The 13,437-nt window shown below is 64.7% G+C and carries 11 protein-coding genes; 3 read left to right on the top strand and 8 right to left on the bottom strand.

Features of this window, described 5'->3' with window-relative positions; genetic code table 11:
* Positions 1 to 21: 21 nt before the first annotated feature.
* Together L6D64_RS10760 and L6D64_RS10755 are read left to right on the top strand one after the other, a co-directional pair.
* Entirely contained in the window at positions 22 to 522 is a 501-nt protein-coding gene (locus L6D64_RS10760) for a M48 metallopeptidase family protein (RefSeq protein ID WP_027920691.1), read from the top strand.
* A gap of 12 nt (positions 523 to 534) precedes the next feature.
* The gene (locus L6D64_RS10755) at positions 535 to 831 is read left to right on the top strand and encodes a winged helix-turn-helix domain-containing protein (protein WP_054887923.1); all 297 of its coding nucleotides are present in this window, start codon (positions 535 to 537) and stop codon (positions 829 to 831) included.
* On the opposite strand, the gene L6D64_RS10750 is transcribed toward L6D64_RS10755, so the two are convergent.
* Entirely contained in the window at positions 806 to 1,279 is a 474-nt protein-coding gene (locus L6D64_RS10750) for a GNAT family N-acetyltransferase (protein ID WP_176508206.1), read from the bottom strand. The genes L6D64_RS10755 and L6D64_RS10750 overlap by 26 nt on opposite strands.
* Positions 1,280 to 1,447: 168 nt before the next feature.
* On the opposite strand from L6D64_RS10750, the gene L6D64_RS10745 reads away from it, so the two are divergent.
* The gene (locus tag L6D64_RS10745; RefSeq protein ID WP_176508207.1) at positions 1,448 to 2,185 is read left to right on the top strand and encodes a substrate-binding periplasmic protein; all 738 of its coding nucleotides are present in this window, start codon (positions 1,448 to 1,450) and stop codon (positions 2,183 to 2,185) included.
* 11 nt (positions 2,186 to 2,196) lie between these two features.
* On the opposite strand, the gene yccS is transcribed toward L6D64_RS10745, so the two are convergent.
* The 7 genes from yccS to L6D64_RS10710 form a co-directional block, all read right to left on the bottom strand.
* On the bottom strand, positions 2,197 to 4,380 hold the full coding sequence (yccS, locus tag L6D64_RS10740; RefSeq protein ID WP_176508208.1) for a YccS family putative transporter: 2,184 nt from the start codon (positions 4,378 to 4,380) through the stop codon (positions 2,197 to 2,199).
* 83 nt (positions 4,381 to 4,463) lie between these two features.
* Complete coding sequence (locus tag L6D64_RS10735) at positions 4,464 to 5,645, bottom strand: BaiN/RdsA family NAD(P)/FAD-dependent oxidoreductase (RefSeq protein ID WP_176508209.1); 1,182 nt, start codon at positions 5,643 to 5,645, stop codon at positions 4,464 to 4,466.
* 156 nt (positions 5,646 to 5,801) lie between these two features.
* Positions 5,802 to 7,136, bottom strand: a complete 1,335-nt coding sequence (gene dbpA / locus L6D64_RS10730; RefSeq protein ID WP_236192415.1) for an ATP-dependent RNA helicase DbpA — start codon at positions 7,134 to 7,136, stop codon at positions 5,802 to 5,804.
* 112 nt (positions 7,137 to 7,248) lie between these two features.
* Positions 7,249 to 8,676: a multidrug transporter subunit MdtD gene (gene mdtD, locus L6D64_RS10725; RefSeq protein WP_176508211.1), complete on the bottom strand. Its 1,428-nt coding sequence runs from the start codon at positions 8,674 to 8,676 to the stop codon at positions 7,249 to 7,251.
* A gap of 109 nt (positions 8,677 to 8,785) precedes the next feature.
* On the bottom strand, positions 8,786 to 10,105 hold the full coding sequence (locus tag L6D64_RS10720; protein ID WP_176508212.1) for a TldD/PmbA family protein: 1,320 nt from the start codon (positions 10,103 to 10,105) through the stop codon (positions 8,786 to 8,788).
* Positions 10,105 to 11,547: a TldD/PmbA family protein gene (locus L6D64_RS10715; protein WP_176508213.1), complete on the bottom strand. Its 1,443-nt coding sequence runs from the start codon at positions 11,545 to 11,547 to the stop codon at positions 10,105 to 10,107. Before L6D64_RS10715 ends, L6D64_RS10720 begins: the two co-directional genes overlap by 1 nt.
* A 31-nt stretch (positions 11,548 to 11,578) precedes the next feature.
* Positions 11,579 to 13,381, bottom strand: coding sequence for an acyl-CoA dehydrogenase (locus L6D64_RS10710; RefSeq protein ID WP_176508214.1), 1,803 nt, complete (start codon positions 13,379 to 13,381; stop codon positions 11,579 to 11,581).
* Positions 13,382 to 13,437 lie beyond the last annotated feature (56 nt).

Here is a 13,437-nt window from a genome sequence, read left to right as displayed (position 1 = left end):
CGTTACGCCGAATGCCATGCCATGACCGTATTACGCTATTTGCAAGCCTACCCACCGCACCTGCAGGAGCAGGTGCGGCAGATGATCGACAGCGACCGCCTGGGCGAGTACTTGCAGCGCCGCTACCCGGGCCGCCATGACGTGCAGAGCGACAAGGCGCTGTACGGCTATGCCCAGGACTTGCGCCAGCAGTACCTGCGCAGTGCGCCAAACCTGGACAAGGTGCTGTTCGACAACCGCCTGGACCTGACCCATCGGGCCCTGGGGCTCAATACCGCGGTTTCGCGGGTGCAGGGCGGGAAGCTGAAGGCAAAGAAGGAAATCCGCATTGCCTCGCTGTTCAAGGAGGCAGCGCCCGAGTTCCTGCGCATGATCGTGGTGCACGAACTGGCGCACTTGCGCGAGCGCGATCACAACAAGGCGTTCTACCAGCTCTGCCAGCATATGGAGCCGGCATACCACCAACTGGAATTCGACCTGCGCGTCTACCTGACCTACCGGGAGTTGCCAGGCAACCTGTAAGGATCACGCAGCATGGATGTGAGCAAGACCAAGAGCAGTTTCTACCGCCGCCTGTACGTGGCCTGGCTGATCGATAGCCAGACCGCCACCAGCGTGCCGGCGCTGATGGAGGCCACCGGCATGCCGCGGCGCACGGCACAGGACACCATCGCCGCACTCGCCGACCTGGACATCGTCTGCGAGTTCGAGCAGCAGGAAGGCGCACGCAACCATGCCGGGCATTACCGCATCCATGACTGGGGGGCGATCGACAAGCAGTGGATCATCCGGCACCTGCGGCAGATCAAGGCAGTACTGGGGTATCCATGACCTTGCGCATGCCAATATGCGGGATGTCATCCTCGAGGTACTGCTCGCCCACCACGGCAAAACCGTGCCGGGCATAGAACCGTTGCAGGTGTGCCTGCGCCGACAGATACACCGGTGTCCCGTGCCAGCAATGCCCGGCTGCTTCCAGCCCTTTCATCAGCAGCGGATGGCCGAGTTTCAGCGCGCGCGCCTCGGGCGAGGTCACCACCCTGCCGATGACCACATCGCCGCCCTGCGACTGCGGGTCGAGCAGGCGCAGGTAGGCCACCAGCTTGTCATCCTGCCAACCCATGAGGTGCAGGGTGTCACCCGTCAGGTCCTGGCCATCGACTTCCTGGTAGGCGCAGCGTTGCTCGACCACGAACACGGCGGTACGCAGTTGCAGGATGGCATAGAGCTCATGCGTGTCGAGGTCGGAGTGGTGCTTGCAAAGCCAGTGGATGGACATTGTGGTAACTCCTCGAAATGGATGGCCGATCATCGCAAATTTCCCCGCCTCGGCCAAAATAGAGGCTAAATGACATCATTGGCCGCTGCCCAAAGAGTAGCCTTTGTGTATTCTCATCTGCGCGTCGCCTTCCTCAGTGTGTGCCTTCCACTGCAAAAGGACTTCTGCATGCGGCCTCTGCTTCGCACGTTGGGTTTGCTGGGCCTGTTCCTGGCAGCACCTGTATTCGGCCAGGACAGACTGCGTCTGGTAGCTGACACCTGGCCGCCGTTCACCGACAGTGCCATGCCAGGCGGCGGCCTGGCGACCAGCCTGGTCACAACCGCGCTGGCCCGCGCGGGGTACTCCAGCAGCTATGAGGAAGTGCCTTGGGCGCGAGCGTTGATGGGCGTTGGCGAGGGGCGCTACGACGTGCTGATCAACGCTTGGTACAACGACGCGCGCCAGCAGATCGGGCAGTTTTCCAAGGGCTACCTGAACAACCGCATTCGCCTGCTCAAGCGCAAGGGCGACACGTTCCGTTATAAAAGCCAGGGCGACCTTTATCCCTACAGCATCGCGGTGGTGCGCGACTACGCCTATTCACCCGCTTTCGATGGCGATACCCGCTTGCACAAGGTGGCGGTGCGCAACTTCTCCACCGCGGTGCGCATGCTGGCAGCCGGCAGAGTGAACCTGGCCGTGGAAGACGAATACGTGGCGCGCTACAACCTGCAGCGCGAGCCGCAGGACGTGCGCGATGGGGTGACCTTGGTAGAGCCGCCGCTGGCGGAGAATACCCTGCATATCCTGGTGAGCCTGAAACACCCCGACCACCAGCAGATCGTCGAACGCTTCGAGCAGGCCATCGCAGGCATGAAGGCCGATGGCAGCTATGCGCGGCTGCTACGCCAGCATGGCTTCTGACGCTACGCCGCTCAAGCCGCCTGTGCCTCTTTGATGAGATGGGCGGCCAAGGTCCGCAACGGCGCCAGCTGCCGGCAGATCAACGCCAGCTGTGTCTGCACCAACCGCTGGTGCTCATCCAGTTCTTCCGGCATTTGCTCCAGGGCGGCGGCCAGCGATTCTTCGGCATCACTGTGTATCGCGACCGGCAGCTGGGCAGCCAGGCCATTGGCTATCTCGTCCAGGCTGTTGGCCAGAGTCTGCGCGGCACCATCGATCAACTGCTCCTGCACCTCTGCCGGCAAGGCCGTGTCACGGTGCGCGCCCAACCCTGACAGGTAGCTGAGCAAGGTGTGCGACAGCACCAGGAAGCGGAAGCCGACATCGGCCTCCTTACGGAAATGCCCCGGTTCCATGAGCATGTTGGCCAAGGTGGTCGACAGCGCCGCATCGGCGTTGTGGGCGTTGCGCCGGGCCAGGCGGTAGGCGAGATCGTCGCGCTTGCCATGGGCGTACTGCTGCATGATCTGGCGCAGGTACACGCTGGCGCAGGCCAGGGTGTTGGCCAGCGCCTTGTTCAGGCGGCGGCCCTGCCAGTCGGGCAGGAACAGGAACACCGCAAGGATGGCAATCAGGCTGCCGACCAAGGTATCGAACAGGCGTGGCAGGAACAGGCCGTAGCCATCGCCGATCTGGTTGAAGCAGAACAGCACCATCAGCGTGATCGCTGCGGTGGCCAAGGTGTAGCGGGTGGTGCGGTTGACGAAGAACACCACCCCGGCAGCCACTGCGAACAGCGACTGGATGACCGGGTTGGGGAACAGGTCGAACAGCGCCCAGCCGACAGTCAGGCCGATCGCGGTGCCGAAGATCCGTTGCACCAGCTTGCGCCGGGTGGCGCCATAGTTGGGCTGACAGACGAACAGGGTGGTGAGGATGATCCAGTAGCCCTGGGTCGGGTGGATCAGGTGCACCATGCCGTAACCGATCGACAGTGCCAGCGGCAGGCGCAGGGCGTGACGGAACAGCAGCGAGGTCGGTGTCAGCTGGGTGCGCAAGCGTGTCCACACGTCCTTCAGGTTGCGTGGTGAGCGGTCGAGCAGGCTGCTGTCACTGGCATCGGCCAGGCTGTCGGGGTTGCTGGCAGCGCTGAGCAAGCGGTCGAGGGTCGCCAGGTTGGCAGCCAGGGCGCGCAGCGAACGCAGCAGGCCGCGCCAGGCCGGGTTGCTCTGGATACGCAGGTGTTCGAGCGAGGCATTGAGGTCTTCCAGGGCTTCGGCGAATCCGCTGGCCAGTACGAAGGGCTGGCGCAGGCGGATCGAGCGCGCCAGTTCCTGGCAGGAGGCCCCCTGTTTACGCAGCAGGCGCTGACAGCGGAACATCACATCACTGTGGAAGAACGCTTCGGTCAGGGCGTTGTAAGGGTAGTGTGAAGCGCTGACCCGTTCATGGATGTCCTGGGCCAGGAAATACAGCTTGAGGTAGCGGCTGACCTTGGAGTTCGGCTGGCTGTTGCCGACCCGGTGCAGGATGATTTCCTTGGCCGCGTTGAGCGCCGCGACCACCTTGCCATTCTGACGGGCCAGTTCCAGGCGTTGGGCCTCGACATCGAGGTTACGGATCGGCTCGAACAGGCTGGCCTTGAGCTTCAGGTAGCTGCCGAGCTCGAAAAACAGCCTGGCCAGGCTCTGCTGCACCGGCTGGTTGGAAAACAGCGCCTGCCACAGCACCGAAAGCAGGCCGTACCAGGCGGCGCCTGCTACCAGCAGCATCGGCTCGTGCCAGAAGTCGCTGACCTGGCCGCCACGCTGGTCCACGCCGATCATGGTGTACACCGAGGTGATCAGCGTCGCCGAAGCGATCGCGCCATAGCGCTCGCCCAACGCGCCGAGCATGGTCAGGCCGAACGCTGCCAGCGCCAGCGCGCCGACGAAGATCCACGGGTAGGGGAACAGCAACTCGACTGCCAGCGCTGCGATGGCAAAGCAGGGAAGGGTCACGGCCAGGGCGCTGAGGCGGCCTTGCCAACTGTCGTCGGTCTCGGCCAGGGCGCTGGCGATGATGCCGAGGAACAGTGGAATCAGCAGTGCCATCTCGTTCTGGTACCAGCACAGGGCCAGGCTGCCGGTGAGGGCGATGGTGACCCGGATGCTGTAGCTGAACTTGTCTTGGCCCCACAGGCGACGCAGTGACTGACTGAACGAACTCGATGACATGATGGCCTGCTAGGCAGTGATCGAATGAATGCATTGCAGCACGGCCAGCAAGAAGCGTTCCGTGCTGCTGAATGGATTCTACTCTACACGAACTGCGCAGCGGCGTTGGCGGATGCCCAGGCCCACTGGAAATTGAAACCGCCCAGATGGCCGGTAACGTCAAGCACCTCACCGATGAAATACAGGCCGGGGCTCTTCAGCGATTCCATGGTCTTGGATGACACTTCGCGGGTGTCGACCCCGCCGAGGGTCACTTCCGCCGTGCGGTAGCCTTCGGTACCGGCCGGCACCACTTGCCAGTTCGCCAGTTTTTCGGCGATCTGCGCCAGTTCCCCGGGGGTGTACTGCTTCATGGGGCGGGACTCGAACCATTGCTCGGCCAGCAGGTTGGCCAGCTTGCGGGTGAACACCTCGCCCAGCACGGTCTTCAGTTCGGCGTTGGCACGTTCGGCCTGCATCTGCTGCAGCCAGGCCAGCGCATCGCGATCGGGCAGCAGGTTGATTTCCACGGTGTCGCCGGCGTCCCAGAACGACGAGATCTGCAGGATCGCCGGGCCGCTGAGGCCGCGATGGGTGAACAGCAGGTTTTCGCGGAAGCTGGTGCCGTTGCAACTGGCAGTGCAGTCCAGCGAAGTGCCCGACAGCTCGGTGCACAGTGCCTTGAGCTGGGGCTCGGTGATGGTGAACGGCACCAGCCCGGCGCGGGTCGGCAGCAGGGTGTGGCCGAACTGGCGGGCCACCTGGTAACCGAAGCCGGTGGCGCCCAGGGTCGGGATCGACAGGCCGCCAGTGGCGATCACCAGCGACTGGCAGGCGAACTGCCCACCGCTGGTTTGCAGCAGGTAGCCGGTTTCGGTCTTCTCGATGTGTTCGATGCTGGTGTGCATGCGGATTTCGGCACCCGCGTCATCGCATTCGGCCAACAGCATGTCGAGGATGTCGCTGGCCTTGTTGTCGCAGAACAGCTGGCCGAGCTTCTTCTCGTGGTACGGCACGCCATGCTTGCTCACCAGTTCGATGAAGTCCCACTGGGTGTAGCGGGCCAGGGCCGACTTGCAGAAGTGCGCGTTCTGCGAGAGGAAGTTGGCCGGCTCGGTGCACAGGTTGGTGAAATTGCAGCGCCCGCCGCCCGACATCAGGATCTTCTTGCCGGGCTTGTTGGCATGGTCGAGCAGCAACACCCGGCGCCCGCGGCGGGCGCTGAGCTGGGCGCACATCAGGCCGGCGGCGCCAGCGCCGAGGATGATCACGTCGGTGGAGTGCACGGTGTTACCTCTTCGGAATTGCTGGGGCTGCTTTGCAGCCCTTTCGCGACACAAGGCCGCTCCCACAAGAGATCGCACAAGATCTGAAATTTGCGTAATACACTGTGGGAGCGGCCTTGTGTCGCGAAAGGGGCGCGAAGCGGCCCCCAAAATAGGTCAGACGATACGGACTTTCAGGGCCCGGCCCTTGATCTTGCCGCTGTTCAAGCGCTGCATGGCCTGCTTGGCCAGCGGCCGTTCCACCGCCACGAAGGCCTGGAAGTCGAAAATGGCGATCTTGCCCACCTGCTTGCCCGGGATTCCGGCATCGCCGGTCAGTGCACCCAGGATGTCGCCCGGGCGCAGCTTGTCCTTGCGCCCGGCAGCAATGCACAACGTGCTCATCAACGGCACCAAAGGTTCGCCCTTGTGCTTCAGGCTGTCCAGCTGATCCCAGCGCAGCGGGCGCTTCTGCAGGGCTTCGATGGCCTGGGCACGATGGGCCTCGGCTGGCGCCACCAGGCTGACTGCCAGACCTTTCTCACCGGCACGGCCGGTACGGCCGACGCGGTGCACATGGATCTCGGCATCGCGCGCCAGTTCGACGTTGATGACCATGTCCAGGCCGTCGATATCCAGGCCGCGGGCAGCCACGTCGGTGGCCACCAGTACCGAGCTGCTGCGGTTGGCGAACAGGGTCAGCACCTGGTCGCGGTCACGCTGCTCCAGGTCACCGTGCAGGGCCTGGGCGACGATACCCTTGGCGGTCAGGTGGGCTACCACGTCCTCGCACTGCTGCTTGGTGAAGCAGAACGCCACGCACGATTGCGGGCGGTAGTGGCCAAGCACGCGAGTGACGGCTTCCAGGCGTTGCTGCGGGTCGATCTCGATGAAACGCTGTTCGATCTGATTGTCGGCGTGCAGGCTTTCGACCTTGACCTGCTGCGGCTTGCGCATGAAGTCGGCGGCCAGTTGCTCGATGCCCGCCGGGTAAGTGGCCGAGAACAGCAGGGTCTGGCGACGCGCCGGGGTCTTGCCGATGATGCTGGCGATGGCGTCGAAGAAGCCCATGTCGAGCATGCGGTCGGCTTCATCCAGCACCAGCGTGTTCAGGCCGTCGAGCACCAGGGTGCCCTTGTCCAGATGCTGCTGGATGCGCCCCGGGGTGCCGACGATGATGTGCGCACCGTGCTCCAGCGAGGCGATCTGCGGGCCCAGCGACACGCCACCGCAAAGGGTGAGGATCTTGATGTTGTCCTCGGCGCGGGCCAGGCGGCGCAGCTCTTTGGCGACCTGGTCGGCCAGCTCGCGGGTCGGGCACAGCACCAGCGCCTGGCAGCCGAAGTAGCGCGGGTTGATCGGGTTGAGCAGGCCGATGCCGAAGGCGGCGGTCTTGCCGCTGCCGGTCTTGGCCTGGGCGATCAGGTCCTGGCCGCGCAGGATGACAGGCAGGCTCTGGGCCTGGATCGGCGTCATCGAGGCATAGCCGAGGGCGTCCAGGTTGGCCAGCATGGCGGTGGACAGCGGCAAGGTGGCAAAGGCGGTGGATTCGGTGGTCACGAGGCGGGCCTGCGGTGCGAAGCGAAAAATGCCGAACAGTTTACCAGCCTCGTGGCCATTCGCCCTACGACTCCATGTGTTGTTCCGGACGACGGGCACGCCTTCCGTCCGTCGGCGACAGTTGCAGGAAGATGGCCGCCGCCAGCATGGCCATCACGCCGATGGTGACGAAGGTCAGCTGGAACGCGCCGAGCGTGGTTTCCACACCGTCGGCGCTGCCCGCTGCGGTGAAACCGCCAAGCAGGGCACCGGCGCAGGCCACACCGAGGCTCAGCGACAATTGCGCGACCACCGACAGCAGGCTGTTGCCGCTGCTGGCGCTGGCGTCGTCGAGGTCGATCAGGGTCACTGTGTTCATGGCCGTGAACTGCATCGAGTTGACGGCGCCGAGCAGGGCCAACTGCACCAGCAGCAGCGCATACGGCGTCTGCTCGTCGACCAGGCCCAGGCTGGCCAGCAGGATGCCCAGCAGCAACGTGTTGCCGGTCAGGACGATGCGATAGCCCAGCCGCTCTATCAGCGAGCGGGCGACCGACTTGGCGAGCATCGCCGAGGCGGCCAGCGGAATCATGCTCATGCCAGCCTGGGCCGGCGAATAGCCCAGCGCCACCTGCAGCAGCAACGGCACCAGAAACGGCAGGGCACCGCTGCCCAGGCGTGCGAACAGATTGCCGAGGATGCCGATGGCGAACGTGCGCACGCGGAACAGGCTGGGTGAGAACAGCGGTTCCGGGTCGCGCCCGGCGCGCAGCCAATAGGCCGCCAGGCAGGCCATGCCAGCGAACAGCAGCAACATCACCCGCAGGTGTGGCAGGTGCAGCTCGCCCAGGCCTTCCATGGCGATGGTGATCAGCACCATCGCCGCGCCGAACAGGATGAAGCCGGGGCCGTCGAAGCGGGTGCGCTCGGCCCCGCGCAGGTCGGGTATGAACTTCCACACGGCATAGCAGCCCAGCGCACCGACTGGCAGGTTGAGCAGGAAGATCCAGTGCCAGCTGAGGATTTCCACCAGCCAGCCGCCCAGGGTCGGGCCCAGCAGCGGGCCGAGCAGGCCGGGGATGGTGATGAAGCTCATGATCCGCACCAGCTCGGTTCGCGGGTAGGCGCGCAGCACCACCAGGCGCCCGACGGGGAGCATCAGCGCGCCGCCCAGGCCCTGCACGATGCGGGCGAAGATCAGGAAGCCGAGGCTGTTGGCCGTGGCGCACAATAGCGAGCCGAAGCTGAACAGCATGATGGCGCTGAAGAAGATGCGCTTGGTGCCGAAGCGGTCGGCGATCCAGCCGGAGGCGGGGATCAGCAGGGCCACGGTGAGCATGTAGGCGATGATCACGCCCTGCATGCGCAGCGGGTCTTCGGCCAGGGAGCGGGCCATGGCTGGCAGGGCGGTGTTGAGGATGGTGCCGTCCAGGGACTGCATGAAAAAGGCGATGGCCACCACCCAGGGTAGCCAGCGGGCGGTGGTCGGGTCCAGCGGTGCTCGATCGGGCATGACGTCCTCTTCTGTCTGTTCCGGCCTCTTCGCGGCTGAAGCCGCTTCCACAGGGGTATGCGATCCCCTGTGGGAGCGGCTTTAGCCGCGAAGAGGCCGGTACTGCCAATCACAATGTCAGGGTCAGCGCTTTGACCAGCGCCCCCGGCAGATGACTCGACCCGGTACTGCGCTGTCCATAGGTACTGGTCGAGAGGATCATCTCGCGCTCACGGGTCAATTCCTCCAACTGGCTGCCCAGCAAACTGTAGAGGCTGTCATCGAAGCGCATGGTGCTCACCGGCCCCTGGATCTCACCGTTCTCCACCCAGAAAGTAGCGAAGCGGGTCAGCCCGGTCATGCGTGCCGCCGGCAGGTCAGAGTAGTTCAGGTACCACAGGTTGCTGATGTACAGCCCGGTACCGAGCCGCTCCAGAATCTGCTCGCGGGGCAAGCCACCGGGTGCCAGGCTCAGGGCGCACGGCGACTCGTAGCTGTCGGCGCCATTGGCCATCAGATTGAACTCCGCTGCGCTGCGCGCGCTGACCAGACGTTGCACCGCGTTACCCTGCTGGATGAGTGGCACATCCAGGCGCGGTGAGCCTTCGTCGGAGAATGCCGGGCTCAGCGAGCCGCTGACCTGTTCGCTGAAACTCACCAGCGGATGCAGTTGCGCATCGCCGCTGTACAGGCGCTGCAGTGCGCTGTTGCCAGTGGCCAGGGCCTGTGCAGAGAAACCACCCCAGCAAAGCATGCCGGCGATTTCGTCCATGGCCGCAGGTGCCAGGTAAGCGCGGTAGCTACCAGGTTTGAGGGTCACGGCCGGGCGACCGAGGAAGCCCAGCTGTTGCCGAGCGAGGCGAAGGCGGGCGGTAAAGTCGTCGGCGTTCCACAACTGGCCGGCATAGTTGGCCTTCACCGCCTCGCCGTTATCGTGGAACAGGCTCCAGTCGAAGTTGAAGCTGTTGGCCTGATGCCAGCCAATGGCCCCGAACGAGCTGGCGAAGCCGCGGAAGATCGGGCCGGCGGCGTAGATGCCGACCAGGTCCAGGTCACCGGCCTCATGTTCCAGCAGGGCCAGCACTTCGTTCAGTTCGGGCAACGGCTGTTGCTGCTGGCTGTCGCTGTGCCACGCGCTTTCGTCGAGGCTCAGGTATGGGTCGAGCGTCAGCATCGGTAGTGTCTGGCGCAACTGCTCCAGCGCTGCGATCAGGCGTTGCCGGTCAAGCTGCGGGTCGCCACTCAGGGTCACTTGCTGTTCCGCCTGGCGGCCATCGCGGATCAAGCGCAGTTGCGCGCTGGCCTGGCTCACTTCGCCGGCCTGGCGCACCTTGGCATGGTTGAAACGCACGAACTGCGACTGTTCGGCACTGTAGCCGAGGGTGAATTGCTCGTCGGCTTGCAGGGCGTGGCGCACATCCGCGAGCAGGGCTTCGAAAACCGGTTTCATCAGGCGTCTCCTCCGAATACATCGATCTGGCGGAACACGCAGGCGGGTGAGGCATGCCCGACCCGTACCACCTGGTTGGGTTCGCCCTTGCCACAGTTGGGCGTACCGAGGACCTGGAAGGTGCTGCGGTCGCCGACCGCCGCGAGGTTGCGCCAGAACTGCGCGGAGATGCCGCGGTAGTTAGGGTTCTTGACGATGCCCTTGAGCTCGCCATCCTCGATCAGCTGGCCCCATTCGCAGCCGAACTGGAACTTGTTGCGCGCATCGTCGATCGACCAGGAGCGGTTGGTGCGCATCAGGATGCCGTGCTCGATGCCCTGGACCAGTTGTTCGAGGGTTTGGTCGCCCGGTTCGATGTTGAGGTTTGCCATGCGGTCGATGGGGGCTCGGTTCCAGCTGCAGGCGCGGCTGTTGGCAACCCCATCCAGGCCTGAGCGGAACTGCGACAGGGCGCCCCCCAACGGGCGCAGCAGCAGGCCATCGCGGATCAGGAACTGCTTGCTGGCGGCGGTGCCGTCATCATCGAAGCTGTAGCTGGCCAGCTCTTCGCCGATGGTCGGGTCGAAGGTGACGTTGAGCAGGCTTGAGCCGTATTGCAGGTGACCGAAATCGCTGGCTTTGACGAAGCTGGTGCCGGCGTAGTTGCGCTCGTCACCGAGGATGCGGTCCATCTCCAGCGGATGGCCGATGGACTCGTGGATCTGCAGCATCATCTGGTCGGGCATCAGCAGCAGGTCGCGCGCGCCGCCAGGGGTGTTGGGTGCCAGCAGCAGTTGCAAGGCGTCATCGGCGACCTGGCGGGCCGCGCCGACCAGGCCACAGCGCTCGACGATTTCGAACCCCCCTTGCTGGCCGAAGTTGTCGCGGCCCAGGCTGCGGCTCTGGCTGTCCTGGCCGTCGCTGGCGGTAACGCTCAGGCCCGGGAACAGGAAGCGCTGGGCATGGCGCAGTTCGGCGCCAGCGGAGTTCAGGTAGGTCTGCTCGACCAGGCTCAGGCCCAGGCTGGCCTGCCAGTCCACCAGGCGGCTGTCCTTGGGCACGCTGGCCGATTCGGCGGCGAGCAGGCCAAGGCAGTCGGCAAGGCTGGGTACCGGCTGGTCGAAATTGGGTGAAATGTGATCGTGGCGAGCGCTTGTCACCGGCTGCTGGCGCAGGTCGAGCAGGTTGTACGGGGCGATCTGCCGCGCCAGGGCCTCGGCCTGGTCCAGCGCTCGTTGCAGGCCGGCCTGGGACAGGTCGGCAGTAGCCGCATAGGCCTCCACGCCATTGAGCCGTACCGTGAGCATGGCGCCCTCGTCCTGGCTGAAGGCCGGTGGCTCGGCGACATTGCGGCGAACCGAAAGCGCCTGGTGCGACTGTTTCACATGGCGCAGGGAATACACATCGGCCGTACTGCGCAGCGCGGCAAAGCGCTGGCGCAGCAGGGCGCTGGAATCGAACATCTGGAAGCCTCCGTTTTCACAGTGGCTCCCCCTAGAACCACCCGTCTTGCATGGTGAGGCAAGTGTCGTCGCGTGCCTCGAGCAATGCCAGGTCATTATGGCAGGCGGGAATTTCCCAAGTCAGGAAATAACGCGCGGCATGCAGCTTGCCGAGGTAGAAGTCGCGGTCAGCGGCATTGCCTTTCAGCAGGCCGAGCTCGGCGTAGATCGCCTGTTCCAGCCAGCGCCAGCCGATCACGCAGTGGCCGAAGGCCTTGAGGTACAGGGCGGAGTTGGCCAGGGCGCCTGCAACGTTGCCCTCGGTCATGTCGCCGAGCAGCGCCAGGGTCACGGATTGCAGGCGATTGACCAACTGTTCCAGCGGCTGGCGCAGGGGGTCCAGGCGCGGGTGATGGCTGGCTCGCTCGGCGCTGGCGGCGATCAGGCGGATCAGCTGCTTGAGGCCGGCACCGTTGTTCTGCGCCAGCTTGCGGCCCAGCAGGTCGAGCGACTGGATGCCCTCGGTGCCTTCATGGATCGGGTTCAGGCGGTTGTCGCGGTAGTACTGCTCCACCGGGTATTCGCGGGTGTAGCCGTGGCCACCGAGAATCTGGATCGCCAGTTCATTGGCCTTGAGGCAGAAGGTCGACGGCCAGGACTTGACGATCGGGGTCAGCAGGTCGAGCAGTTGCTGGGCCTGTTTGCGTGCGCCTTCATCGCTGGCGCTGTGGGTGTCGTCGAACAGGCGCGCGGCATACAAGCCCAGGTCGAAGGCGCCTTCCACATAAGCCTTCTGCGCCAGCAGCATGCGCTTCACGTCGGTGTGTTCGATGATAGGCACTGCCGGGCTGTGCGGGTCCTTGTTGTCCGGCAACCGGCCCTGTGGCCGCTGGCGGGCGTACTCCAGGGAATAGAGGTAGCCGGCGTACCCGAGCATCACCGCGCCCATGCCAACGCCGATGCGTGCCTCGTTCATCATCTGGAACATGCACGCAAGGCCTTGGTGGGGCTGGCCGACCAAGTAGCCGACGCAATGACTGTTGTCGCCGAAATTCAGTGCGGTGGAGGTGGTGCCGCGCCAGCCCATCTTATGGAACAGACCGGCCAGCAGCACGTCATTGCGCGGGCCGCGGCTGCCGTCTTCATTGACCAGGTACTTTGGCACGATGAACAGCGAAATGCCCTTCACGCCGGGCGGTGCGTCCGGCAGCTTGGCCAGCACCATGTGCACGATGTTCTCCGACAGTTCGTGGTCGCCACCGGAGATGAAGATCTTGTTGCCCTTGAGCCGGTAGGTGCCATCGCCAGCGGGTTCGGCTCGGGTGCGGATATCGGCCAGCGACGACCCCGCGTGGGGCTCGGTCAACGCCATGGTGCCGAAATAACGGCCTTCGATCATCGGCTGCAGGTACAGACGCTTCTGCGCTTCGGTGCCGAAGCTCTCGATCAGGTTGGCCGCGCCCATGGTCAGGAAAGGGTAGGCCGTGGTGCCGGCGTTGGCCGCCTGGAAGTGGGCGAAACAGGCCTGTGAGACCAGGCTGGGCAGCTGCATGCCGCCGACTTCGAAATCGCGGTTGGCGTTGAGGAAGCCGGCTTCGAGAAAGGCGTCGACGGCGGGCTTCACCTCAGGGATCAGTTCGGCGCGGCCGTCCACATAGCGCGGCTCGTTTTCGTCGGCTTTGCGGTTGTGCGGGGCGAAGTATTTTTCGGCAATGGTGCGCGCGGTGGTCAGGGCGGCATCGAAGGTTTCGCGGCTGTGCTCGGCGAAGCGCGGGCGCTGGGTCAGGGCTTCGGCGTCGAGGACTTCGTAGAGTTCGAAGGCGAGGTTGCGGGGGCTGAGCAGGGTCTCGGGCATGGGGGCGGTCCTTGATCGGGCGTTGGTCGAGTCTAGGAGTGGCTTCAGGTGAGTGG

This window comes from Pseudomonas urethralis (assembly GCF_021602465.1).
Lineage (GTDB): Bacteria > Pseudomonadota > Gammaproteobacteria > Pseudomonadales > Pseudomonadaceae > Aquipseudomonas > Aquipseudomonas vlassakiae.
This window is presented reverse-complemented; position numbering and strand designations above follow the sequence as displayed.

Excerpts from the sequence above, each read along its gene's own strand:
- L6D64_RS10760 (WP_027920691.1), top strand. The coding sequence starts at position 22 with ATGACCGTATTACGCTATTTGCAAGCCTACCCACCGCACCTGCAGGAG.
- L6D64_RS10755 (WP_054887923.1), top strand. The coding sequence starts at position 535 with ATGGATGTGAGCAAGACCAAGAGCAGTTTCTACCGCCGCCTGTACGTG.
- L6D64_RS10750 (WP_176508206.1), bottom strand. The coding sequence starts at position 1,279 with ATGTCCATCCACTGGCTTTGCAAGCACCACTCCGACCTCGACACGCAT.
- L6D64_RS10745 (WP_176508207.1), top strand. The coding sequence starts at position 1,448 with ATGCGGCCTCTGCTTCGCACGTTGGGTTTGCTGGGCCTGTTCCTGGCA.
- yccS (WP_176508208.1), bottom strand. The coding sequence starts at position 4,380 with ATGTCATCGAGTTCGTTCAGTCAGTCACTGCGTCGCCTGTGGGGCCAA.
- dbpA (WP_236192415.1), bottom strand. The coding sequence starts at position 7,136 with ATGCTGGCCAACCTGGACGCCCTCGGCTATGCCTCGATGACGCCGATC.
- mdtD (WP_176508211.1), bottom strand. The coding sequence starts at position 8,676 with ATGCCCGATCGAGCACCGCTGGACCCGACCACCGCCCGCTGGCTACCC.
- L6D64_RS10720 (WP_176508212.1), bottom strand. The coding sequence starts at position 10,105 with ATGAAACCGGTTTTCGAAGCCCTGCTCGCGGATGTGCGCCACGCCCTG.
- L6D64_RS10715 (WP_176508213.1), bottom strand. The coding sequence starts at position 11,547 with ATGTTCGATTCCAGCGCCCTGCTGCGCCAGCGCTTTGCCGCGCTGCGC.
- L6D64_RS10710 (WP_176508214.1), bottom strand. The coding sequence starts at position 13,381 with ATGCCCGAGACCCTGCTCAGCCCCCGCAACCTCGCCTTCGAACTCTAC.